The organism is Polaribacter sp. Hel_I_88 (genome assembly GCF_000687935.1).
GTDB lineage: Bacteria > Bacteroidota > Bacteroidia > Flavobacteriales > Flavobacteriaceae > Polaribacter.
Window position 1 is genome coordinate 2876272 of the sequence record NZ_JHZZ01000001.1, and the last position, 24356, is coordinate 2900627.

Here is a 24356-nt window from a genome sequence, read left to right on the forward strand (position 1 = left end):
GTAAAAAACCGAAATCGTAAGATTTCGGTTTTTTTTATATAATCTTTTTAATGACTCTTAATTTATGGGTATGCGTTTGCAAATCTTGGTTAAAAATACCACTATGATCTAAAGTATCAATCCTTACTTTACCATGTGCATGAATGATATGGTAATCTTTTAAAATGATACCAACATGTATGATTTCTCCTTCTTCATTATCAAAAAAAGCTAAATCTCCAGGTTCGCTTTCTTCAATAAAACTTAAAACTTCTCCTTGTTTTGCTTGTTGTTTTGCATCTCTAAATAATTTATAACCACAAATTTTATAAACCATTTGCGTAAAACCAGAGCAATCAATTCCGAACGGAGTTTTCCCTCCCCATAAAAAGGGGGCGTTTAAAAAAGTAAAAGCATTTTGAATAATATCATTTTTCGTCATTTTATCCGAAAATACTTTTCCTTGATATTGGAATGTTTTTGAATTGATAAAAAACTTTTGTGCATCAAAAAAAGGCAGTCTTGCACCTATTGCAATTGTAGCTAGTTCATTTGTAGAATTTGTAATAAAATCGATAAACTCTCCAGTATAAATGGCAGTTTCTAACGATAGTTTTTCATAGAAATCTTTAGAAATTTCTACGAATTGTTTGTTATCAATAAAGCCTTCATAGCCATCAAAAGAGATTTTAATTTTACTCCAATATTTTGTTTTTTCAAGCACAACAAAATCATCCCCAAACAACAGTTGACTAATCATTTCTGATGTGTGGGTTGGTTCTGCTCTTAAAGGAACAATACTAAGATTGCAAATACCGTAAGTCATTAATGAACTTAAATTTAATGAAGAAAAGTTAATTATAACTTTTCGATAATTAAGGCACTGGCACCTCCACCACCATTACAAATAGCAGCAGCTCCAATTTTTGCATTATTTTGTTTTAAGATAGATGTTAATGCAATAACAATTCTAGCTCCAGAAACACCTAAAGGATGTCCTAAAGAAACTGCACCACCATTTACATTTGTATTTTTATCAGTAATATTTAAAAGCTTCATGTTTGCCAAACCAACTATAGAAAAAGCTTCGTTTAATTCAAAATAATCTACGTCATCAATAGATATATTTGCTTTTGCCAATGCTTTTGGTAACGCTTTTGCAGGTGCAGTTGTAAACCATTTTGGTTCGTGAGCAGCATCTGCATAACTTACTATTTTTGCAAGTGGTGTGATGTTTAATTCCTTTGCTTTATCAGCAGACATTAAAACCAAGGCTGCTCCACCATCATTTATAGTTGATGCGTTAGCAGCAGTTACTGTTCCGTCTTTTGTAAAAGCAGCTCTTAATGCAGGAATTTTATCCATTTTTACATTCTTAAACTCTTCGTCTTCAGCAAAAATAATGTCTTCTCCACGTCTTTGTGGAATTGAAACAGGTACAATTTCATCAGCAAATTTACCTTCGCTCCAAGCTTTTGTAGAACGCTCATAAGATTGTATAGCAAAAGCATCTTGCTCTTCTCTTGAAAAACCATATTCAGTAGCACATTCATCTGCACAAACACCCATGGCAACCTTACCATAAGCATCAACCAAACCATCTTTTTGCATGCCATCTTCCATAGTAATTGGTCCAAATTTCGATCCAGTTCTTGCCTGTTGATAATGAGGAATTAAACTCATATTTTCCATACCACCAGCAACAACAATATCAGCATCACCCAAAGCAATAGTTTGAGCAGCTAACATAATCGATTTCATACCTGAAGCACACACTTTATTTACAGTAGTACAAGGAACCGTATCTGGAATACCAGCATGAATAGCAGCTTGTCTTGCAGGTGCTTGCCCTAAACCAGCCGAAACTACATTCCCCATAAAAACTTCTTGTACTAAACTTGGATCTAAATTTATTTTATTTAATGCACCTTTTATAGCAGTTGCTCCTAAAATTGTTGCAGGTATTGTTGATAAACTTCCCATAAAACTTCCAATAGGGGTTCTTGCTACAGATACTATTACTACATCTTTCATACACTATAATTTATATGTTTTCTTTGTTTTAATTCAGCTGCTAAATTAACCATTTTAAATCAAAAAGAAATCTTAAATACAGGTGTAATTTTTTGCGTTCGTATATTTGCAGTAAGTTTGTGTAAATAACAAAATTTTTATGAGCGAATTTGTAAATAAAATTTATAGAAACAATACAATTATCTATAAGGTAATTTTGTTTTTAATTACTACAGTTGCTATAGTGTATTTATTTCCAAAAGGAGGGCAGTTTAAATATGATTTTAACAATGGCCAGCTTTGGAAATACGATAACTTGTATGCCACTTTCGATTTTGCAATTCAAAAGACAGATGAAGAAATTGCCTCCGAAAAGCAAGAAATAAAAGCGAATTCTAAACTCTATTTTAACTATAAAACAGATGTTGTATCAAAAGTAAATGAAACTTTTAAAAACAGAATAGGGATATTAAAAGTAGAGGATTCTTTATCGATAAGTGAAATAAATCGTCTTGAAAAAATTGGTGAAAGTATTATTAATAAAATATACAATTCAGGTTTTTTAGAAGTAGCCAGTGAAAATGTAGTTTCGGAAAACAATCAAATTGTTGCTTTAAAGAAAGATAATCAAGTTGAGGATATTTCCTTTAAAAACTTATTGACTTCTAAAGATGTCTTAAAAATAATTAAAATTAATTTAGGAAAAGAACCTTATAGTTATGGACAAAAATCGCTCTTAAATATATTAGCAGGTATCGTAAAACCAAACATTTCGTTCGATGAAATTTATACCGATAAAGTTATTGAAAACGAAATTAGTAAAATATCCTATACAAAAGGTAAAGTAACAGAAGGCGAATTAATAATTTTAAAAGGGGGTATTGTAGAGGGTAAAAAACTCGCTATCTTAAATTCTTTAAAAAGTGAATCTGCCTCAAAAGTTTGGACAGATTCTAATTATAATTGGATTGTTTTCGGGTACACAATTTTAGTGTCTTTAGCATTGCTGATGTTATTATTGTTTCTACATAAATACAGAATCGAAATTTTTGAAAACAACAATAAAGTAACCTTTATATTTTTTAATGTGTTTGCAATCATATTTATTCAAACATTGGTTATTAAATATAATGCTGATTATTTGTATGTAGTCCCTTTAAGTATCTTACCTATTATAATCAAAGCTTTTTTTGATGCAAGGTTGGGGTTGTTTACCCATGTTTTAACGGTACTGTTGTTAGGATATATTGTTCCTAATAGTTTCGAATTTATTTACCTACATATTATTGCAGGAATTGTTACCATACTTACAGTTTCTGAATTGTACAAAAGAGCAAATTTATTTATATCTGTTGCACAGATTACAGGTATTTATATGATTACTTATTTTGCTTTCTCAATTATAAAAGAAGGCAATGCATCACAAGTAAATTGGGATTATTTTATTTTATTTGCCATGAATGGTTTGTTATCCTTCTTGTCAATTATTTTAATTTATATGTATGAAAAAGTTTTTGGGCTGGTTTCTGATGTTACCTTACTTGAGTTATCGAATACAAATACAAAACTGTTAAGAGAGTTAAATGAAAAAGCGCCAGGAACCTTTCAACATTCTATGCAAGTTGCCAATTTAGCAGAAGCTGCTGCCAATGAAATAGGAGCCAATTCTATGTTGGTAAGAACAGGTGCATTGTATCATGACATTGGTAAAATGCTAAACCCTATGTATTTTATAGAAAATCAATCTACAGGTGTAAACCCTCATAATGATTTATCGCCAAGAGACAGTACTAAAATTATAACAGATCATGTTATAAAAGGTGTAGAGTTGGCCAAGAAATACAATTTACCAGATAGGATTATAGATTTTATTAGGACACATCATGGAACAAGTTCTACCTATTATTTTTATAAAAAAGAGCAAGAGTTAAACCCAGATACAAAAGTTGATATTAAAAACTTTCAATACAAAGGCCCAATTCCTTTCTCTAAAGAAACCGCTATTTTAATGATGTGTGATACTGCAGAAGCTGCTTCAAAAAGTATAAAAAACCCTACAGCGCAGTCTATCAGTAATTTAATTGATAAAATTATTGATAAACAAATGGCAGATAATCAGTTTTTAAATTCCGATATTACTTTTAGAGAAATCAAAGTGATTAAAAAAGTTATCAAGAAAAAATTGATGAATATTTATCATTTACGCGTAGAATATCCTGAATAAAAAAAATATAGAAAAAAGTTAAAAACCTCTTGGTAAATTGTAATTCTAATATTACATTTGCACTCGCATTTTTAAACAAATGCAAATAAGTTCAAAAAGTAGGAGAGGTGCCAGAGTGGTAATGGAGCAGATTGCTAATCTGTCGACGGGTAACTGTCGCCAGGGTTCGAGTCCCTGTCTCTCCGCAAAGATTAAAATAGCAAAGAATATAAGTTTATATTTAGCAATAAATAATAATTTATTTTCGGGGTGTAGCGTAGCCCGGTCATCGCGCCTCGTTTGGGACGAGGAGGTCGCAGGTTCGAATCCTGCCACCCCGACACTGTTTTCGTAGAAACATTAAAACTACGGGCTCTTAGCTCAGCTGGATAGAGCACCTCCCTTCTAAGGAGGCGGTCGGAGGTTCGAATCCTCCAGGGCTCACTTAAAGCTTCACAGAAATGTGAGGCTTTTTTGTTGTTATAAACTTATGTAATATTCAGTGCTTCCAATTTAAAAGAGTTACACATTGTAAGTTCGAGTAATTTTTGATAAAAAAAATGTATCAAGAGCTATTTTAAAAACTAAAACTTTTGGCGATTTTATAAAAGAATTAAATAAAGCTATCAAAAACAACAACAAAAACAATGGGGATAACAAGGGGGTTAAACCCCTTGCAAAAAAAGACGAATTTGAGTGGTTAGACCTTTTTGAAGAAAACAAACAAAAAGCACAAGCCTTACAAACCCAAATAAACCAAACAGACAAAGAAATAGACCAAATGGTTTATGAATTATATGGTTTAACTGAAGATGAAATTGCAATTGTGGAAAATTCGTAGGTCATAGAGTTTATGAGGCAATCAAAAAAAAGAATTGAAAAAGAAAAAATATTAAAAGATGAAATAAATTAGATGCTTTGGGTTGCAATACTCATACGCTACTAAATTTAATAGCATCGCTTTTGTATGTGTTTCAAAAACACTTGTTCACAGCACTTCATTGATTTTAGTCTATAAAATAAGATTATTTTAAGAATATTTTAACTAAATTTGACTTATAAAAAAATTGTAACTTAACTTAAAACAAGACTTATTGTAATAAAAATAAAGTCTCTTTTAGGTTATTTTTAGATTGCTCTTAAAAAGATATGAAGTTTCAAAAGAATTTACTCATTTTACGAAATAAGAACCTTATACTTTTTGCTGTCATAGTATTTGGTTGTATGCTATTAAAATCGTACGCCCATCAAAACACGGATGTTAAAGGAGATTTTTCATACAATCCTTCAGCAACTATAACCTCTGAAACTAACGTAACTTGTGAAAGAGAGTTTGTGGTGATTACGTTTGAAGGTTCAGGAGGTATAGCTCCTTATACTTTTACATACACTGCAAATGGTGGGGAAGCACAAACAATAACCTCTAATGATTTAGGAATCGCAGAAATTAACTTTAGAGAAGTTTTTGCGGGTACTTTTAACTATAAATTAACCAGTGTTACAGATGCTGATTCTCAAGTTACTCAAATAACAGACCAAGAAGTTAGTATTCTTGTAAACGCCTTGCCAGAAGTAAGTTTTACCTTCGATAAAAATAATGTTTGTGCAGGTGAACTTATAACCTTTACGCCACAAGTTTCTGGGGCAGGAGGTTTTAAATATCTATGGACGTATGAAGATGGAGTTACTTCTGAACTAGAAAATCCTTCGCATTCTGTAGAAGCTTTAGGATGTTCAACAGAAGATCAAACATTTAGAGTTACTCTAAAAGTAACAGACAAAAATGGTTGCGTAAATTCAGTAGTTAATTTTGTAACGGTTACTCCTAAACCAGATCTTGAGTTTTTTGATATCGATGAAAACGATTTTAATAATTGTGATAATGCCTCTATTGCCAATCCTAATTTTACGGTGAATGTAGGTAATAAATCAAAATCTCCTTGTGTTGATTCTTATGCTATAGATTGGGGTGATGGAACTACAGAAGACTCCATAGAATTTCCGATTGCACATACATATACAGAATTGGGCATTTTTACCATGAAAGTAAGAGGTCTTGGAGAAAATGGTTGTTTTAGTGAATTAGAGTATCAAGTAATCAACATTAGTCATCCTGTAGGAAATCTTACCAACCTTGTACCTACCAATAATGTTTGTTTAGCGGATGCTGAAATGGAGTTCGAAATTACAGACTGGGAAACGAATTGGCCAGAAACTTTGTATACTATTGATTTTGGGGATGGTTCAGACACCAAAACATATACACATGCTGACCTGCAAAATAACAACAAATTTAATCATGTGTACCTTAATGGAAGTTGTACTGAGCCAAATGGCGAATTTATAGCAACCTTAACTATAGAAAATGTGTGTTCTACCACTGAACGAACCCTCAACAATATTAAAATCTTAGAACCTTCAATAGCGGAGTTTGAGGCACAAGAAATTGCCTGTATCAATAGTGATGTAACCTTTACAAATACCTCTTTTATAGGAGAAAATGACGAGTGTAACAAAGTAGCAAACTTTACTTGGGATTTTGGAGATGGTACTATTAAGAATGATACTAATGCAAGCACAGCAAACAATCAAACACATCAATATACAACTTCTGGAACGTATACAGTTACGTTAACAGTAGATACTAAATGTAATACAGATGTTTTTACAAAGGTTATTTGTATTGAAGAGGTAAATACACCAACATTTGATACAAATGAAGATGCTGGTTGTATTCCATTAAATATAGCAGTTACGAATACAACTACAGTAAATACAGTTTGTAGTACTGCTAGTTATGAGTGGGAAGTTGCGTATGCAGCTACTAATTGCGAGACAGTTGGTTCTTGGACTTTTACAAACGGAACAGACAAAAATTCAGAAAATCCACAATTTTTATTTACAAATGCAGGCTTATACACACTTACACAAAAAATAATTACGGGTTGTGGCATTGAAACAAACTCTAAAGAAATTGAAGTAAAAAAACCATCTACAGTTAGTATTGATCCTATTACCAATGGGTGTGATAATCTTACTATAAATCCTTTAGCGAACATTCAACATTGTACTTCTAATACAACAGATGTTACCTATAATTGGACGTTTACAGGTGGTAATCCTTCCACTGCAAATACTTTAGATCCTGGCAATATTGTGTATGACACTCCTGGAACTTATGAGGTAACTTTAGAAGTTACGACAGATTGTGGAGTCTCTAATTTGGCAACCCAAACTTTTGAAGTTCTAGAAAAGCCATTGGTTACAAACACGAATTTAACGCAAGAAATATGTTCAAATCAAAATACAACAGCCATTGATTTGACCTCTAATATTGCCAATACAACCTATTCTTGGTCTGCTGTGGCTTCTGATGGCATTTCAGGTTTTATAGCAAATGGAACTACAAATGTAATTCCAAGTCAAATGTTTATCAATAGTCAAAATACAAGTGGTGAAGTTACTTACACAATAATTCCTTCAAATAATGGGTGTGTGGGAGATGCTGTAGCATTTGTAGTTACTGTAAATCCTGCTCCAAGAATTACATCACAACCCTTATCTTCAGAAGTTTGTCAAGGTAGTGAAGCGAATCCTCTAGAAGTGGCTTTTGAAAACGGAACAGGTACTGCAACCTATCAATGGTTCTCCAATACAACCGATATAAATTCTGATGGAAATTTAATTTCTGGAGCAACTTCTAGTACATATAACCCACCAACTGACAATGTAGGTGCATTATTTTACTACGTAGAAATTTCTTTTTCAGCAGGTGCTTGTGTTGAAATTGTTTCAAATACAGCTCTTGTAAATGTATTAGCACAACCCATAATTAATCCCATAGAAAGTGCTCAAAATTATTGTATAGATGATGCTTCAACACCATTACAAGCCACTTATTCTGGAGCAGAAGGAGTGGAGGTAACGTATCAATGGTTTTCAAATACTACAAATTCAAATACTTCAGGAAACCCTATTGATGCTGAAACTTCGAATACATTCAGTCCACCTACAAATGCTGTTGGAACGAGCTATTATTATGTGGAAATTTCATTTTCTAGTGGTGATTGTAATACCATAATTTCAAACACAGCAAGTGTTGTTGTAAATGAAACTCCTATAATTGCTGATGCAGCAATAACAACGAATAGTAATGAGGCATTTACATTCAACCCAAATTCAGTTTCAGGAAATACACTGCCAAACAATACATTATATACATGGACTGCTCCAAGCTTTAGCCCTTCAGGCGCAATTATTGGGGCTTCTGCAGCAGCAACTCCTCAGCAGTTCATCAATCAAACATTAGAAAACACAACCAGTTCACCAATAAAAGTTACGTATTTGATAACGCCAGCAACCGCAAATTGTACAGGAAATCCTTTTGTCCTAGAAGTTACTGTATTGGCAAATATCAGTGCAAATGCTATAGTGCTTCCTGCAAGTTGTTTTGAATCTAATGATGGTGCTATTACAACCAATATATCAGGAGGTGTTCCTTTTGATGCTGGCAGTCCTTATCAAGTTTCTTGGTCTGGACCCAATGGTTTTTCTTCATCAGAAGCTTCTATTGCAAATTTAACGGCTGGTCAGTACATCATTACTATTAAAGATAAAGACGGTAATACTGCCATAGAAGAATTTGCAGTTACGCAACCAGATAATTTGGAAATAACAAAGGATTTAGAGAAAAATGTGTCCTGTTTTAATGGCAATGATGGTATTCTCGAAGTTACAATTAATGGAGGTACAATGCCTTATACATATAATTGGACCACTACAAATGGAAGTGGAATTGTAGCGAATCAAAAAAATCAAAATACATTAACCAAAGGAAATTATACTTTAGAAGTTATAGATAAAAATAACTGTGTAACTTCAACAAGCTTTGTAATTACAGAGCCTGAAGAAATCGAAATTACCTTGCTTGATAAAAAGGATATTGTATGTTTTGGAGATGCAGAGGGTGCTTTAGAAGTTGCTGTTTCTGGAGGCGTAAAAACAGCAATATCATCAGGTGTTTTTGATTATGTGTACACTTGGTCTGGTCCAAATGGATTTACGAGTTCTTCAAAAAACATCGATAATTTAATAGCAGGAAATTATACTTTACTAGTAACTGACGATTTGGGTTGTACTGCAAACGCTTCTTTTACAGTAAATCAAACAAATCAAATTACTATTGATGTTGTAAAAACAGATGAAAGTTGTTATCAAGAAAATGATGGAAGTATAGAAGTAACACTAACAGGAGGTACAGCACCCTATACGTTTACTTGGAGTAATGGTGCAACAGGTTTATCACAATCAAATTTAGCTCCAGATACTTATACTATAATTGTTACAGATGCTAATAATTGTACAGAACAAGCATCTATAGTAATTAACGATGCCATTTTTTATATTGAACCTACTACAACACCTATTACTTGTAATGCAGCAAATGATGCTGCTATCAATTTGAATTTAACTGGTGGAGTTGAACCAATTTCTATTGTTTGGAGTGATGGTGCTACAGATGTTACAGAGAGAACTAATCTTGCAGCAGGCAGTTATACTGTAACATTAACAGATAGCAACCCAACTCAATGCCCTATAGAAGAAACCTTTGTCATTTCAAGTCCAAGCCCAATTGTTGTTACAGAAACAATTATTGATGCAACAGATTGTGCTATAGAAAATAGTGGAAGTATTAACTTGGAAGTCTCTGGAGGTGTTGCTCCTTATTCTTTTTTATGGAATACAAATGAAACTTCGGAAGATTTAAATGCTATTAGAGCAGGAGTGTATTCAGTTCAAATTACAGACGCAGTTGGTTGTATTTTTACAGAGCAATACACTATTTTTAGGCAAGAACCTTTAGATGTTTTGGTTGATGAGGTAATTTTAGAAGATTGTGATTTAAGAAAAACTAGTAAACAACTAACTGCAATTGCTAGTGGTGGTTTTTCACCTTATACTTATGTTTGGTCTTCAGGCACCATTTCTGGAGAAGATAATAATATCATGATTACTTCAACAAATGATATGTATTCAATAACCATTACAGATAGTGCAGGTTGTTCCATACAAAAATCTTTTAATGTGGATGTGCCAACCATTGGAACTACAGATTTTAATTATAGTTCTTTTGCGTTTGATAATTACAATTTACTATCCATACAAGACCCTATTCAGTTTACCAACTTATCTACAGGAGATATTCGTGGAATTACTTGGAATTTTGGCGATGGAAGTCCAACAGTAAATGATGAAAACCCAGTTTATACCTATGCTAAAGAAGGTTTTTATACTATAACTTATACTGTACAGTATGAAGCTGGATGTACTTATACATTAGAAAGAAATATAAACATAACCAAAGGCTATATTTTAATAACACCAAATTCTTTTACACCTAATGGAGATGGAATTAATGAAAGGATGAAACCCGTTCATGAAGGGTTTTCGGAAATAGAAATCACAATTTATACGAGTTGGGGAACCAGGGTTTATTATGAAAAAAGTTTAAATTTAATGGGTTGGGATGGTTTTATTAAAGGTTTACCAGCTGAAAATGGGAATTATGTAATTGTTGTAAAAGGGCTTACTTTTTACAAAGGAGAAATTATGGAATCTATACCTTTTACACTAATAAAATAATATGAAGAGAGTTCTTGTTCTATTTTTTGTTTTTACAAGTATGGTTTGTTATGCTCAAGATGTTATTTTTTCGCAAGCATTTCTTGTACCAGAAACTTTAAACTCTTCATTTACGGGTTCTTTAAGGAGTACTAAAGTTGGCTCTTTGTATAGATCTCAATGGAGAAACAATGCATTTAAAACAAACTCGAATTATGCTTTTTTTGATACTTGGTTAGAGCGTTATAAAATAGGAATAGGAGTTAGTTTCTTAAATCAAACAGAAAGTATTTCTAGCTATTCTTTTAATCAAGTTAATTTTAATTATTCAATGGCATTTCAGTTAAATGATACGTGGTTTTTTAGGCCAAGTATTTCTGCTGGTTTGGGATTAAAAAATTATGGTTTTCAAAATTTACTACTAGGAGATCAAATTAATTTGAATACCTATGCAATTAATACATCAAGTATAGATCCTGCTATACTTCGTAGTCAGCGAAATTTTTTCGATTTTAATTCTTCTTTGCTTTTTAACAATGCTGATAGTTGGATTGGTTTAACTGTAAGACATTTAAACAGACCTAATATTTCTTTAACCGAAAACGGAAATGTTCCATTAGACATGTTTTGGTCTGTACATGCAAAATATTATCTTCCACTGTTAGAAAATGAGAGAACATTGTTTAATAGAAAAAGTAAAATATATTTACTCTCTAATTTTATGATGCAAGGGCCTTATAATCGATTAGATGTTGGTGGGCAATATGTTTTTGAAAATCAATTTTCTTTAGGAATTACTGCAGGTTTAACACCTTTAAAAGATGAATATACAACGTCTTTAGTAAGCGCTGTAAGTACTTTTGTAGGTTTTAGATGGCAAGGCTTTAGATTTGGTTATTCCTACGATTTTAATACAACAAACCTTTTAAATACTGGTGGTATTCATGAGTTTTCTGTCTCGTATGATTTTGACATCAATATGAGGGCGCTCAATAGATATAAATGTGTTTCTTCTTTTTAAGTCTTTATCAGATAAAATTTTAAAAAATTAAAAATGCTAGGTTTCAAAAAAGATGATGTTTTATTGAAGGCGTTTTCGATTCGAATATTTTTTTTAGCTATGCTTAATTGATCCTTGCTCTAAAAGTTTTATAACAAATTAAGACCGAAGGCTGTTCATTAAAGAACATATATATTTAACGATTTAAAGAAGCAAAAAGCATCAGTAAAATAGTTGTTTTTTATTAATTTACTTATTTTAAGCATATTGCTTATTCGTTTATCTTAAAATATTTCTTATATTTACAAAACAATTACATAATTATTAATTCTTAATTCCCCCAATTATGAAAGCGAATAATATAAAACGCATACTTATAGTATTAATCTGTTCACTAGGTTTATACTCTTCAGGAAACTATTTAATCGGAATGTCTTACATCGATACTTTATTTGATGGTTTGAATGTGATGGTATTTTTTACATCATTCTTTCCGTTTTTAATAGTAACAGTTGCTTTAACAAGAGATTTTTTAAGATCATTATCTAGATTAGTTCATTATTAAAAATCTAAAAGTAAATTCGATTCTTAAGAGTAAAAAGTACTTAAAAAGTTCATTTTTTCAACTAATTTATCAATTTAAGCAAATTGCTTAGTTTAAAAACTTTAAATATTTCTTAAATTTACCAAATACATACAACACATAATTATTAATTCTTAATTCCCCCAATTATGAAAGCGAATAATATAAAACGCATACTTATAGTATTAATCTGTTCACTAGGTTTATACTCTTCAGGAAACTATTTAATCGGAATGTCTTACATCAATACTTTATTTGATGGTTTGAATGTTATGGTATTTTTTACATCATTCTTTCCGTTTTTAATAGTAACAGTTGGTTTGACAAGAGATTTTTTAAGATCATTATCTAGATTAGTGCATTATTAATTCATCTTTAATTTTTTGAATGATTAAATTGTAAGAAATACTTATATACATAATTATTAATTCTTAATTCCCCCAGTTATGAAAGCAAATAATATAAAACGCATTTTTATAGTATTCATCTGTTCTCTAGGTTTATACTCTTCAGGAAATTATTTAATGGACATGTCTTACATAGATACCTTTTTTGATGGTTTCAATGTCATGGTATTTTTCACTTCATTTTTTCCCTTTTTAATTGTATCAATTTCTTTAACGAAAGCATTTTTAAAAAATATCCTAAGATTTTCTCACTAATAGTGTTTAGTGAAGCATACTTATATATCAATAAAAAATACCCCGAATATTAAAGTTTAAATAGTACATGCTGTTTTTATTTTAGTAACCCCTAAATTTCAAAAAAGCTTCACAACAATGTGAGGCTTTTTTTTTACCTTTTTATTTTAATTTATTGTTTTTAAGCATATTGCTTATTTAAAAACCTGTAATTGTTCCTTAACTTTACAATATATTTAATAATCATAAATTTCCCCCAGTTATGAAAGCAAATAATATAAAACGCATTTTTATAGTATTCATCTGTTCTCTAGGTTTATACTCTTCAGGAAACTACTTAATGGACATGTCCTACATAGATACCTTATTTGATGGTTTCAATGTCATGGTATTTTTCATCTCATTCTTTCCCTTTTTAATTGTATCAATTTCTTTAACGAAAGCATTTTTAAAAAATATCCTAAGATTTTCTCACTAATAGTTTTTAGTGAAGCATACTTATAAACTAATAAAAAATACCCCGAATATTAAAGTTTAAATAGTACATGCTATTTTTATTTTAGTAACCCCTAAATTTCAAAAAAGCTTCACAGCAATGTGAGGCTTTTTTTTGCATAATTTAGGCAGTATTTCACTTCTATAAACTTTGAAAAGGAATGGTTTTAATGTAATTAATTGAAAAATAGAATTATTTAAAAAAAGATAACGAAATAAATTATTGATTCACCTAAACATTAGCTTCACTAATCGAAGTTTCATAGTAGCTGTTGTTAAAACCTTTATTTTTGACATGTGTTAGATGCACATTATATAAATTAATACCCTTACTAATGAAAAAAATAAAGAATATTATAGTAACAACATTAATATTAATTGGTCTTTTTGCGTTCAAAAAAGCTGAGGATACACCAATATTATTAAAAACTGCAGAAAAACAACAAATAATTAAAATACTTTCAGCTCAAGAATTTGGTTGTAGACCATCTTCTGAATTTAATATTTATGTAGAAACTACTTTACTAAAGAAATATAGAGGATATGCAAAAATTAAGGCGAAAGTATTTGTTTTAGATAAACTTTCTAATAAAAAAAGTATGTTAGTAAGTGAAGATGTACTAGTTGCCAATTATAAAGATTCATATTTAAATTATAATAAATTAACAGGTAATTCAAAAACAACTGAATTACAAAATGGAGATATTATTATTAACGAAAATGAGAATACCACTTTTAAATTAGAAGATCTTTTGAGTTATGACTTTATTTATAATAGATATACCATAGCAACAAATAAGTTGTTAAACATTTAATCATAGTTTTAATCAAAACAATACCCCTAAAAAGCTTTACAGAAATGTGAAGCTTTTTTTCTTTTAACTAGTAATTGTGTACAACATTGCTTCTTTTTAATACGTTAAGAACCGAGTTTAATTGGTGAGATTACTTTATAAACTTATGATTTATGAAACTTTGATTTACTATAGTTGCTTTCATAAAAAAAGGTGGAATTTTAAAGACCACCTTTTTTACTCTTAAAAACATTGAACTCTTAGATACTTCCTCTTCTTCTTGTTGTTGTATTTTCAGAATTGTTATTTCTGGTATATTCGTTTCTTTTACGATCTACTTTTTTATCAGTAGTTGCTTTTCTCCTAGTCTCTGAGTTTCTAGAAGTGGTTGCATTTCTGGAATTTGCAGAAGAATTTCTTTTTATGGTACTATTTTGATTTCCGTTTCTATAAGTATTAGAAGCACTTCTGTTAGATGTAGCTCTATTATTAGACGTTGCTTTTCTATAAGAATTAGTATGGTTTCTCACAAAAGTTTGTCTGTTATTAACCACTGGTTTTCTTCTTTTTAAAATTGTACTGCGCTTTCCAATATTGGCATTTGGTCTTGCTCTATAATAATAAAAATTATTGTCTTCCCTAAATTGATGATAGTTGTTTCCAAAATCGTTTCTAAAGAAATAAGCATCATTATACTCACAAACATCACCAAAACTAACATTAAATCGGATGCCATTATTATAATAGAAATTTCTAACATTTCCATAAAAAACAGGAGTATTCCAATGGTTGTATCGAACTCTTAAATCGCCAACATTGGTTAGCAATCCTCTACTATATCTAATTAAAACACTACCAATTCTAGTTACATTTCCTCGTCTATCATATCTAATAAAAACGTTGCCTACGTTTGTAATTCTGCCTCTAAAATCTCTGTTTATTCTAATTCCTCTGTTATTAAAGCGCGTATCAAAATCGAATTCACCGTTTGTAAATACAAAAAACTCTATACCTCTTTCAAAAAAGTTAACAGCGTTGTTATAGTTATCATAAACGTTGTAAGAAGTTTCGTTGTTTAATTTGCTTGATAAAATCTTGCCATCATTCGCTTCAGTAGTTGAAACCATCATGAACATTCCTAATAAAATAAGTATCCCTTTTTTCATAATATATGGTTTAAATATTTTGCCTACTCTAATTGCTTTTCGACATCCGCATTTGTTATAACATTTTCAAAGAGCGTGCCAAATATTTATTTTATAGTTTTCCTACTAAGAAAGATTGGCTATTTTCTTTTGCTAAACAATTGAGTATTTGCTTCTAAATAAATCTTGAATTCTGTTTTTTAATTAAATAATCATTTATCTTTAGTACCTTTAATTATAAAATATTTTAAATGATTATTGCAATCGAAAAAAATTTGCAAAAAGGAGTACAATTATTAAATTCAATTTCAGATGAAGCGTATGCAGATGCTTCTTTTGGACCTTATTATGCAAGTATTGGTTGTCATATTCGTCATATTTTAGATGTGTATTTTTGTATTTTAAAAGGTGTTTCGTCAAAAAAAATCGACTTAACAGCAAGAGATCGAAATATGGAGGTTGAGCTAGCTACAAATTTGGGCATTCATTATTTTAATTCAGTAATTGATCAACTAAAAAATCTGCATCAACATTATGATTTATCTGAATTAGTAGAGGTTACAGACGATTTAGGTTTTGGAAACGAAACTACAACGTACACTTTAGGTAGTATTTTAATGCAAGCACAAAGCCATACAACACATCATTATGCAAGTATTGGGTACTTAATTTATCAATTAAAAATAGCATTGCCAACCACAGATTTTGGTTTTAATCCATCAACTAAAAAGAAAATTAAGGAATAGTGTTTTTTTGGAAAACGTTAACATCTAATTAATGCCCCTTGGTATTAATTTTGTATATTATATAGTTAATTAATAATAATATGATTCAATTAAAAAATATGAAATATACACTAGTAACTTTATTTGCTTTATTGTCTCTTTATACATTTGCACAAAAGCCAGATCAAAGTTTAAAAGGTCCTTTAATATATTCCAATAAAACATACAAAAATAGCAAGGTTGTTTTACCTGTTAATTTACATAAAGATATTAAACCGATTCAAGAAATTGAAGACCCTTATTTACAAAGTGTTTTAGAGAAAGAAATTAACTCAAATAAAACATGGAAACGTTTAATAAAAGGAAAACAAATGTCTGTTGCTATCGTAGATTTAAGTGATAGTACAAATTTTAGATATGCAGGCATGAATGATAATTTTATGATGTATGCAGCCAGCTTGCCTAAAATTGCAATTTTATTGGCTGTTATGGATGCTGTAGATAAAGGAGAATTAGCTTATACCAATGAAGTAAAACAAGATTTACGTTTAATGATTAGTAAATCTAACAACCAAGCTTCTACCAGAAATATTGATAGAGTAGGGTATGAGAAAATAGAAGCCGTTTTAAGATCGCCAAAACATAAACTGTATGATGAAGAAGTTGGGGGTGGTTTATGGGTTGGTAAACGATATGCTGCAGCTGGTAGACGTTATCCAGACCCAATTAAAGGCTTAAGTCATGCTGCAACTACCAGACAAGTTTGTAGCTTTTACTATCAATTAGCATTGGGGAATTTAATTAGCACAGAACGTTCTAAAGAAATGTTGCAAATTATGAAAAAGCCAGCTCTACATCATAAATTTGTAAATACATTAGATAAAATTGCGCCAAAAGCAGATGTATATCGTAAATCTGGATCTTGGAGAAATTACCATTCAGATTCTGCTTTGGTTTGGGGGCCAAAAAGAAAATATATTATTGTTGCTTTGGTAGATTATGATTATGGAGAGCAAACAATTAGAGATTTAGTAAGACCATTAGAAAAGGTATTGAAAAAAAGACGTACTTTGTAGTGAGAAAGATGTAACCATAAAGTGAGAAAATTAATACATAAAACATTTGGACTAAGAGATGGAGAAATCTTCATCTCTTTTTTAATGCAGTTGTATATTTTTATAATTATAACAGTTTTGTTAATTGTAAAACCAACTGTAAATGCCTTATTTGTATCGCAATTAGGTGCAGAAAATTTGCCTTATGGTTATTTATTAGTCGCTTTTATTGCAGTAGCAACCACTTATTTTTATAGCAAGGCAATTCGTGATTTTTCCTTGGTAAAAATTACAGTTTTATCGCTAGTAATTTTTAGTTTAGTCTTTACCATTTTAGCTGTTTTATTAAATTTTAACTTTGTAAATAAATTCATATTATATTTTTATTATGTTTTTGTTTCTTTGTTTGCAGTGGTTGCAACATCACAATTTTGGATTTTTGCCAACATGGTTTTTAATGCGAGAGAAGCCAAAAGAATATTTGGCTTTATTGGAGCAGGAGCCATTGCAGGTGGTATTTTTGGTGGATATTTAACGAGTATTATTGCCAGTAATTTTGGGAAAGAATATACCGTTTTTTTAGCCTCAATTTTATTACTAACTTGTATTCCTATTTTAAGAAAAGTATATACCTTAAGAATACAATATTTAAATACTTTTAAGAGAAAACAAGTAATTGCGAATCAGGATCAATTAGAAAAATCTTCTTTAAAATTAATCTCGAAATCTAAACATTTAAGTTATTTAGCTTTTATTACTGGCATTAGCGTAATTGTAGCAAAATTAGTCGATTTTCAATTTAGTGATTTTGCTAACAAAGCCATTCCTAATTCAGATGATTTAGCTGCTTTCTTTGGATTTTGGTTTTCTACTTTTAATGTTGTGGCTCTTGTGCTTCAATTATTTTTCACCAATAAAATTTTAAACAAATTAGGTGTTTCTTCATCATTATTGGTACTGCCATTAACCATTGGCTTAGGAAGTTTACTGTTTTTAACATTCCCAGAATTGTGGGTTTTGGTGATTATAAAAGGTATTGATGGAAGTTTTAAACAGAGTTTAAATAAAGCTGCTGTAGAGTTGTCTATTATGCCAATTCCTTTGCATATAAAAAACCAAGCAAAATCGTATATAGATGTTGCAGTAGATAGTATTGCCACTGGTTTTGCAGGATTTTTATTGATATTTTTTATCAAAAATCTTAATTTAAGTACTTCTTATATAACTGTAATTATTATTCTGTTTGTTTTTATTTGGATTGTTTTAATCTATAAATTAAGAGAAGCTTACTTTGAATCTTTTAAAAAAAATATACAGAAAACCTTAACTTTTGCTTCTAATGCCAAAGTAAAACCCCAAAAAAGGAATGATTTATTTGATATAAAAAACATCTTAGAAAATGGTACAGAAGAAGCTATTCTAAATATGTTTGATCGACTAAAAGATTACAAACTAAAAGCGCTTCAAAAACCTGTTATTCATCTTTTGCAACATCCATCAAATAAAATAAAAATAGAAGCTATTGAGTATTTAGATTTTTTTGACGACAACAATATTTTAGCAAAAGTAGAGTCTTTAGTCTATGAAAAAGATGATACCTTGGTGTATATTGCTTTAGATTATATTTTGGGGCATTCTCCAAAAACAGAAGAACACTTTTTTAACACATATTTGAATCATAGTGATATTTATATAGCCAATGGAGCATTGTTAACATTGGCAAAACAAAGTCAAAACAATCAATCTTTAGGTTCTTCATATCAACTAAAAGAACGCCTAGAAGAAAAGATAAGATTACATAGTTCTGATGAGGATTTTACTAAAAAAGAGATTATAGCAGGACTACTTTTAAGTATAGCTTATTCTAGAATGACGAATCATTACGATTTTATTACAAAACATTTAAATAATAAGCATCCTTATATTATAAAATTTGCAACCATTGCTGCTGGTATTACTGCAAATGAAGTGTTTATAAACGATTTGTTAAACTTATTAGCGGTTAAAAGACACAGAAAAAGAGCTATAAAATCGCTAAAAAATTATGGACCAAGAATTATAAATGTTTTATTAGACTTAGAATCTAAAGGCGAATTAAAGTCGAAAGTTAAAAAAAATATTCCCAAAATTGTGGGAGCGTTTCAGAATGAAAACGCCGTAAAAATGTTACTTAAAATTTTAAAGAGTAAAGATTCTACCAGTAGGTTAGAGGCTACAAAAGCTTTGCGCAAACTAAAAAGAAAAAATTTAAATATAACTATTTCTAATAGAGTTCTAAAAAATCAAATTTATAAGGAATGTGGTTTTTACGAAGATATTTTAGAGGTTTTAACTTCTATTCAACATACAATTAATAAAGATTTGGTTGGTGAGCTAGAAGAAAATAACAAAACTATTTATGAAGCTCGAAAAAACTTGAGCAATGCATTAGAGTTGGAGTTAAATAAATCTTTTTTAACCTTATTTAATTTATTGAGTTTGTTATATAATGAGGAGGATATTCAAATTATTTTCAAGGCAATGAAGAGCGAAATCAAAGAAGCTAAAATAAATGCCATCGAACTTTTAGAAAACTTGTTAGATAGTGCTATAAAAAATGCGGTATTACCAGTTTTAGAGCATATTGCTGTAGAAGAAGATAATTTAGATGCTACAGTTATTAAAATTCCTTTAATTTCTGAAGCAGAATACTTAAATAAAATAATGACAATTAGCGGAAGTAATATTAGGCATTTTGCAGTAACGTATATTAAAGTTGCCAATAATAGAGCTTTTTTACCAGCATTATTACCATTAAAAAAGTATCGTAATAAAGCTGTTGGGCAGCTTGCTTACGATACTTATATTCAACTTTTAAAGAAAGACTAAAGAATTTTAATTATTTGATTCTTCTTTATCTTCAACATATTTTTCTTCTTTAATTTCTGGTTTGTTAATGTTGGCAGTTTCATTAACAACATCATCAATTTTACTGGCTAAGTACATGTGAGCACCAGCAGAATTTTTATTTAATACATTGCTCATTAAACAGGTAATATATTTTACACCATTATCTTGTTCTACAATAATTACAGAGTTCATATAATTATAAACATTTCCTGCATAACTTGCACAATTTGGGTCTTTAGTTCTATCACACTTATAATAACTTCCAGATTTAAAATACACAGCAGCATCATCTAATCTTGGCGATCTTGCATAACGAATTCGTCTATCTGTCATATACATTAAACGCTTCATTTCTAAACTAGATTCTTTATCGATTACTTTACCTTGTTCTAGCTTAACTAAAAATTTCATTAATCCTTTAGGAGAACCAATACTGCCACCTTTTCTACCAACATATCTTTCTGGAGGTCTTGTAAACATACCCCCTAATTTCCACTCCATTTCTTTAATACCTAAATCTCTTAAAGGTTGGTTTACAACTGTATTTGCTAAGTTTGTTAAAGAATCTCTAGGTGTTTCTTTAAAGTATTTTTCAGCTTTTTCAGCATCTAGATTTGGGTATTCTTGTCCAAAAGCAGCCATTAACATTGCTTCTCTGTACATGATGCTTGCAGCACCATTGTTACTTACAGAAACCATATGATCTAACCATTCAAAAAGCGAAAATTCATCACTGGCAATTACTTGTCTTTTGGTTAATTTATCTTTTTCAATATCGTAAATTGGTATGGTATGATGATCTCCTAAGCCCCAATATCTACTTGTAACTTTGATACTTTTTAAGTATCCAACTCTTTCTTCATAAGAATCTGGACAAATTTTTTGAAGTTGATCAAAAACAGCTAATAAAACAGCCAATTTACCAACACTTCCTGGTTGATATCCTACAGTTTCTCTGTGTTCTGCATAACGTAAGTTTTCAGGATCAGTCATATCCATAATTGCTAAAGAGTAATTTCCACTTGGTGTAATTCTCTTTATTTTTCGATCAAAATCGCTATCAACTACAAATAAATCCTCTACACTATCAGTCGTTTTATTGGTGAGGTGTAATTGAATATCTGCCCATTTTTTATAAGCTCCTTTTGGAATTCGATTGTACTTAACACTGTCTTTCTGGAACTGTCTTATTTGGTATAAACGTTTAATGCCTGTGTATTCATAACCATCAATAGGATAATAGTTCATAAATCCTAAAGACAATAAAATACCAGCAATTAGTAAAATGTATCTTTTTTTCATTATTATAATTTTTCGGTGATTTTTATTTGTTTGTCGTCTGCAATTTTTGGGGTAATGGAGTTTAAATAGTCTGAACTTTTTGCTTGTTTATTTTCCACAAAAGGTCTTATTTGAAACAACCATAATTTATTATTTTCAAAACCAAATTCAACATCAAAAGCTTGGTTTTTATCTTCTGCTTTTTCGCCAATTTTAGCTCTTACTTCTTTCGCTATTTTTCTTATTTCGTTGATATTATCTTCATTCAAAATCTCATTTTCAAACGAAGTAAAGTACTTTTTTGTTCCACCATAATTTGGTAATCTTATATAATCTGCTTGTCTTGCAGGTGCTAACAAAAAGTTTTCGTTTTGGGTGATAAGTCTTGTTTCTGCAGATTGCCCATCTACTGCACCTCCAGCACCTCTAGAAAAAGCAACAGTTAAATCGTTATCTGTACCAGCATTAATTCCTTTGGTAATCATTACTCCAGAATAATCTACATCTACACTTGGTATAATTAAGATGGATGGATACACATTTTCTGGATTCAATAAATACTTTTGTCTCCATTTAAAACTACGTTCTGTATACGCAGATGCCCAAACTCTTTTAATCCCTTGTAAGATTTTGTCTTCTTCTTTAATATTAAAAAGCGTTAAATTCAAACCAGCTCCAGTAAATTCTTTCAAATCTTCCATATTGGTATCACTTCTTAAAAATACAGGCACTTTACCCATCTCATTTTTAAAAGCCGTTTCAAAGTTCTCTTTTAAATCTTTGGTGAAATCAGTATTTAAGTTGATGTTTAAAATAGCTTTATGTAATTTTTCCAAAGAAGTTAACAGATAATTTTCTACTTGTTCTTCTGTGGCTCCTTCTTTTTTCTTTTGATTAGCATTGTAAAAAGTATCGTTTAAATATTGCCAATAACTTTTGCCTTCATTGGGCATTGGTAAGTTCATGTGGGTTTTAAAAACACCAAAAGGAATAATTAAACCTTCTACAACTTGCTCTGGAAAAAGATTTTTTAATTCGCCAAGATTAGCTGCTTTTGGTCCACAAAGTTTCCCAGAATCTGTTGCGTTTACATCTCTCATGTTAATCACTTTAGAAACATCCAAACGTATATCATCAACAGGAACTTCAATCATATTTTTGCTGCGTTCTTTTTTCTCAAACAATTTTTCTTCTTCCGAAGACATATCATTTTCAGTCTTGATAATTACATTTCCTTTATGAGAAACTGCATAAAAAACTTTTTTACCATTGTATTTTTTTAAAGCTGATAAATTTTCATTTGATAAAGCTGCATTCGGAATTCCTAAATTTCTAGCCAATAATTGAACGTGAGAAACTAAATTTCCTTCAGAAACTGTTAATATTCCTGCAACAGGTTTTAAATCTGAAGGCGGATTTTGAAAAATGTATATTTTATTGGTATTCACTTCCACATCATCAGGATTTCCATCAACCACAACCAACTCACCAAAAGCATATCCAGGATTTAAACCTCTAATAGCACTTTGGTTATCAATAGACATTACATCATTATTGATATTCGAAATTTTGGCAACAAAAGTTCCTAATTTACTTACAGTTTCTCCTAAACTTAAAGCGATGCTGTTTCGAACTCTATCATCAATAAAACCATAAGCCAAAGGCTCGAATTTTGTGTAGTTTAAAACATCTTCATTATAATTTGCTTTGATTAAAGAGGCACTCCATTCCACAATACTTCTAGAAACAGTTAACAATTCGTTTAAAGAAGCCACTGTTATTTCTTCTTTATTTGCTTTGTTATTAAGTGATTTTTCTATTTTATCAAATTCCCAGATTTCAATTAAACCACTTCCTAAAGCAGCACAAGTTAAAATTTCAATCTTGTCAATAGTTTCCTGTAAGGTTTCAGTTTCCCAATTTTGGGCTTCAATTAGCAACACATTTTCTATTTGGTTGCTAATATCTAATAATTGTAGTTTATGTTTTGACGATTTAAAATCGTTGATATTTAGTCGAATATCCGCTAAAATATTTGCAGAATTTCTTACAATCTTTTTTGATGAATTATTACTGCTATAGTTTTTAGAAAAGTTTTTAATTTCATCAATTACAAAGGTATTGCCTTTCAAGTTTGCAACTTCTTCATCTATCTTTTTAAAATCTAATGGAGCGTAAAACTGTTCCATAGTTAAAATTAAATTTTGCAACTCTTTTTTCTCCTCTAAAGATAATTTATCCTCTTTTTTATTGATAAAATTCTGCACTAAAGCAATATCTGTTTTTTGTGGATTTCCGTGAATTTTAATTCTAACATCCATAAAGCTAGGAATGTTTTCTGCCAAAATTTTAGATTCACTTCGCATTAATTGTCCAAGATTTGTGTCTCCATTATGGGGTATGTCTTTTAACGCTTGTCTTATTAAATAATAATTTGTTTTTAAAAAAGAATCATTTTTTAAAATAGTTTCAAAAAACTCTTTTCCCCAAGCTTCTTCATCTTCAGATTGTACAGCACCTCTGTAAAATTGCCCTTTTCGTAAAATCCAACCATCATTAATACTGGCTAAATATTTACCAATTTGGTATTGTTTTAGTCTGCTATAATTGTTTTGTTCGTCTAAAAATTCGTTGATTTTAGTAGATGCCAAGATTTCGCCAAAAAACAAATGGTTCGTTTTTCTTAACTCTAAAGCAGACGTTTTAAAACTTGCATGTTGTATGCCTTCAATATCATCTGGACAAGGATCTTTGGCATCTCTAACACTACCATCCTCACAAAACCATTTTATTCTGTAATAGGGGCCTCTAACATCCTCTTTATAAGATTCAACAAGTTCCTTAATTTTTGGAGTTGATAGTTCTTGAGCGATTGTAAATGAAACTGTTAACAAAAATAACAGCGTACATATATATAATTTTTTTTGCATAT

At 30.2% G+C, this 24356-nt stretch carries 14 protein-coding genes and 3 tRNA genes; 12 read left to right on the plus strand and 5 right to left on the minus strand.

The genetic code is table 11. The features are described from left to right. Window positions 1-34: 34 nt before the first annotated feature. A complete protein-coding gene (locus tag P161_RS0112735) occupies window positions 35-805 on the minus strand; it encodes a C40 family peptidase (RefSeq protein WP_026777332.1) in 771 nt (256 codons plus the stop codon). A 32-nt stretch (window positions 806-837) separates the two neighbouring features. Then, window positions 838-2013 carry an acetyl-CoA C-acyltransferase gene (locus P161_RS0112740; RefSeq protein ID WP_026777333.1) on the minus strand — a complete coding sequence of 392 codons (1176 nt, stop codon included), beginning with the start codon at window positions 2011-2013 and terminating at the stop codon, window positions 838-840. 139 nt (window positions 2014-2152) lie between these two features. Between P161_RS0112740 and P161_RS0112745 the strand changes: the two genes are divergently transcribed. From P161_RS0112745 to P161_RS0112775, 9 genes are all read left to right on the plus strand, one after another. Further along, a complete protein-coding gene (locus P161_RS0112745) occupies window positions 2153-4216 on the plus strand; it encodes an HD family phosphohydrolase (protein ID WP_026777334.1) in 2064 nt (687 codons plus the stop codon). 101 nt (window positions 4217-4317) lie between these two features. Beyond that, window positions 4318-4401 (plus strand) — tRNA-Ser (locus tag P161_RS0112750). Window positions 4402-4461: 60 nt separating this feature from the next. Next, window positions 4462-4536 (plus strand) — tRNA-Pro (locus P161_RS0112755). 29 nt (window positions 4537-4565) lie between these two features. Then, window positions 4566-4639: transfer RNA gene (locus P161_RS0112760), tRNA-Arg, on the plus strand. A gap of 705 nt (window positions 4640-5344) precedes the next feature. Further along, the gene (locus tag P161_RS0112765) at window positions 5345-10837 is read left to right on the plus strand and encodes a PKD domain-containing protein (protein WP_081817039.1); all 5493 of its coding nucleotides are present in this window, start codon (window positions 5345-5347) and stop codon (window positions 10835-10837) included. A 1-nt stretch (window position 10838) separates the two neighbouring features. Next, window positions 10839-11837 (plus strand): PorP/SprF family type IX secretion system membrane protein, encoded by a 999-nt coding sequence (locus tag P161_RS18595; protein WP_081817040.1) that lies wholly within the window; start codon window positions 10839-10841, stop codon window positions 11835-11837. Window positions 11838-12162: 325 nt separating this feature from the next. Then, window positions 12163-12381 (plus strand): hypothetical protein, encoded by a 219-nt coding sequence (locus P161_RS19520; RefSeq protein ID WP_155810463.1) that lies wholly within the window; start codon window positions 12163-12165, stop codon window positions 12379-12381. A gap of 167 nt (window positions 12382-12548) precedes the next feature. Further along, on the plus strand, window positions 12549-12767 hold the full coding sequence (locus P161_RS19525) for a hypothetical protein (RefSeq protein WP_155810464.1): 219 nt from the start codon (window positions 12549-12551) through the stop codon (window positions 12765-12767). Window positions 12768-13870: 1103 nt separating this feature from the next. Then, window positions 13871-14350, plus strand: coding sequence for a hypothetical protein (locus tag P161_RS0112775; RefSeq protein WP_026777336.1), 480 nt, complete (start codon window positions 13871-13873; stop codon window positions 14348-14350). A gap of 239 nt (window positions 14351-14589) precedes the next feature. On the opposite strand, the gene P161_RS0112780 is transcribed toward P161_RS0112775, so the two are convergent. After that, window positions 14590-15495, minus strand: coding sequence for a hypothetical protein (locus tag P161_RS0112780; protein WP_026777337.1), 906 nt, complete (start codon window positions 15493-15495; stop codon window positions 14590-14592). Between the two features lie 230 nt (window positions 15496-15725). Here P161_RS0112780 and P161_RS0112785 point away from each other — a divergent pair, with 230 nt between their 5' ends. The 3 genes from P161_RS0112785 (at window position 15726) to P161_RS0112795 (ending at window position 20122) form a co-directional block, all read left to right on the plus strand. Then, entirely contained in the window at window positions 15726-16220 is a 495-nt protein-coding gene (locus P161_RS0112785; RefSeq protein WP_026777338.1) for a DinB family protein, read from the plus strand. Window positions 16221-16318: 98 nt separating this feature from the next. Then, the gene (locus P161_RS0112790; RefSeq protein WP_197026351.1) at window positions 16319-17275 is read left to right on the plus strand and encodes a serine hydrolase; all 957 of its coding nucleotides are present in this window, start codon (window positions 16319-16321) and stop codon (window positions 17273-17275) included. 21 nt (window positions 17276-17296) lie between these two features. Then, window positions 17297-20122 carry an Npt1/Npt2 family nucleotide transporter gene (locus tag P161_RS0112795; protein WP_026777340.1) on the plus strand — a complete coding sequence of 942 codons (2826 nt, stop codon included), beginning with the start codon at window positions 17297-17299 and terminating at the stop codon, window positions 20120-20122. Window positions 20123-20128: 6 nt separating this feature from the next. Here the strand turns inward: P161_RS0112795 and P161_RS0112800 are convergent, their stop codons facing one another. Further along, window positions 20129-21445, minus strand: a complete 1317-nt coding sequence (locus tag P161_RS0112800) for a serine hydrolase (protein ID WP_026777341.1) — start codon at window positions 21443-21445, stop codon at window positions 20129-20131. Between the two features lie 2 nt (window positions 21446-21447). Further along, window positions 21448-24354, minus strand: a complete 2907-nt coding sequence (locus P161_RS0112805) for a PEP/pyruvate-binding domain-containing protein (protein ID WP_026777342.1) — start codon at window positions 24352-24354, stop codon at window positions 21448-21450. Between the last annotated feature and the right edge of the window lie 2 nt (window positions 24355-24356).

Excerpts from the sequence above, each read along its gene's own strand:
- P161_RS0112735 (WP_026777332.1), bottom strand. The coding sequence starts at position 805 with ATGACTTACGGTATTTGCAATCTTAGTATTGTTCCTTTAAGAGCAGAA.
- P161_RS0112740 (WP_026777333.1), bottom strand. The coding sequence starts at position 2,013 with ATGAAAGATGTAGTAATAGTATCTGTAGCAAGAACCCCTATTGGAAGT.
- P161_RS0112745 (WP_026777334.1), top strand. The coding sequence starts at position 2,153 with ATGAGCGAATTTGTAAATAAAATTTATAGAAACAATACAATTATCTAT.
- P161_RS0112765 (WP_081817039.1), top strand. The coding sequence starts at position 5,345 with ATGAAGTTTCAAAAGAATTTACTCATTTTACGAAATAAGAACCTTATA.
- P161_RS18595 (WP_081817040.1), top strand. The coding sequence starts at position 10,839 with ATGAAGAGAGTTCTTGTTCTATTTTTTGTTTTTACAAGTATGGTTTGT.
- P161_RS19520 (WP_155810463.1), top strand. The coding sequence starts at position 12,163 with ATGAAAGCGAATAATATAAAACGCATACTTATAGTATTAATCTGTTCA.
- P161_RS19525 (WP_155810464.1), top strand. The coding sequence starts at position 12,549 with ATGAAAGCGAATAATATAAAACGCATACTTATAGTATTAATCTGTTCA.
- P161_RS0112775 (WP_026777336.1), top strand. The coding sequence starts at position 13,871 with ATGAAAAAAATAAAGAATATTATAGTAACAACATTAATATTAATTGGT.
- P161_RS0112780 (WP_026777337.1), bottom strand. The coding sequence starts at position 15,495 with ATGAAAAAAGGGATACTTATTTTATTAGGAATGTTCATGATGGTTTCA.
- P161_RS0112785 (WP_026777338.1), top strand. The coding sequence starts at position 15,726 with ATGATTATTGCAATCGAAAAAAATTTGCAAAAAGGAGTACAATTATTA.
- P161_RS0112790 (WP_197026351.1), top strand. The coding sequence starts at position 16,319 with ATGAAATATACACTAGTAACTTTATTTGCTTTATTGTCTCTTTATACA.
- P161_RS0112800 (WP_026777341.1), bottom strand. The coding sequence starts at position 21,445 with ATGAAAAAAAGATACATTTTACTAATTGCTGGTATTTTATTGTCTTTA.
- P161_RS0112805 (WP_026777342.1), bottom strand. The coding sequence starts at position 24,354 with ATGCAAAAAAAATTATATATATGTACGCTGTTATTTTTGTTAACAGTT.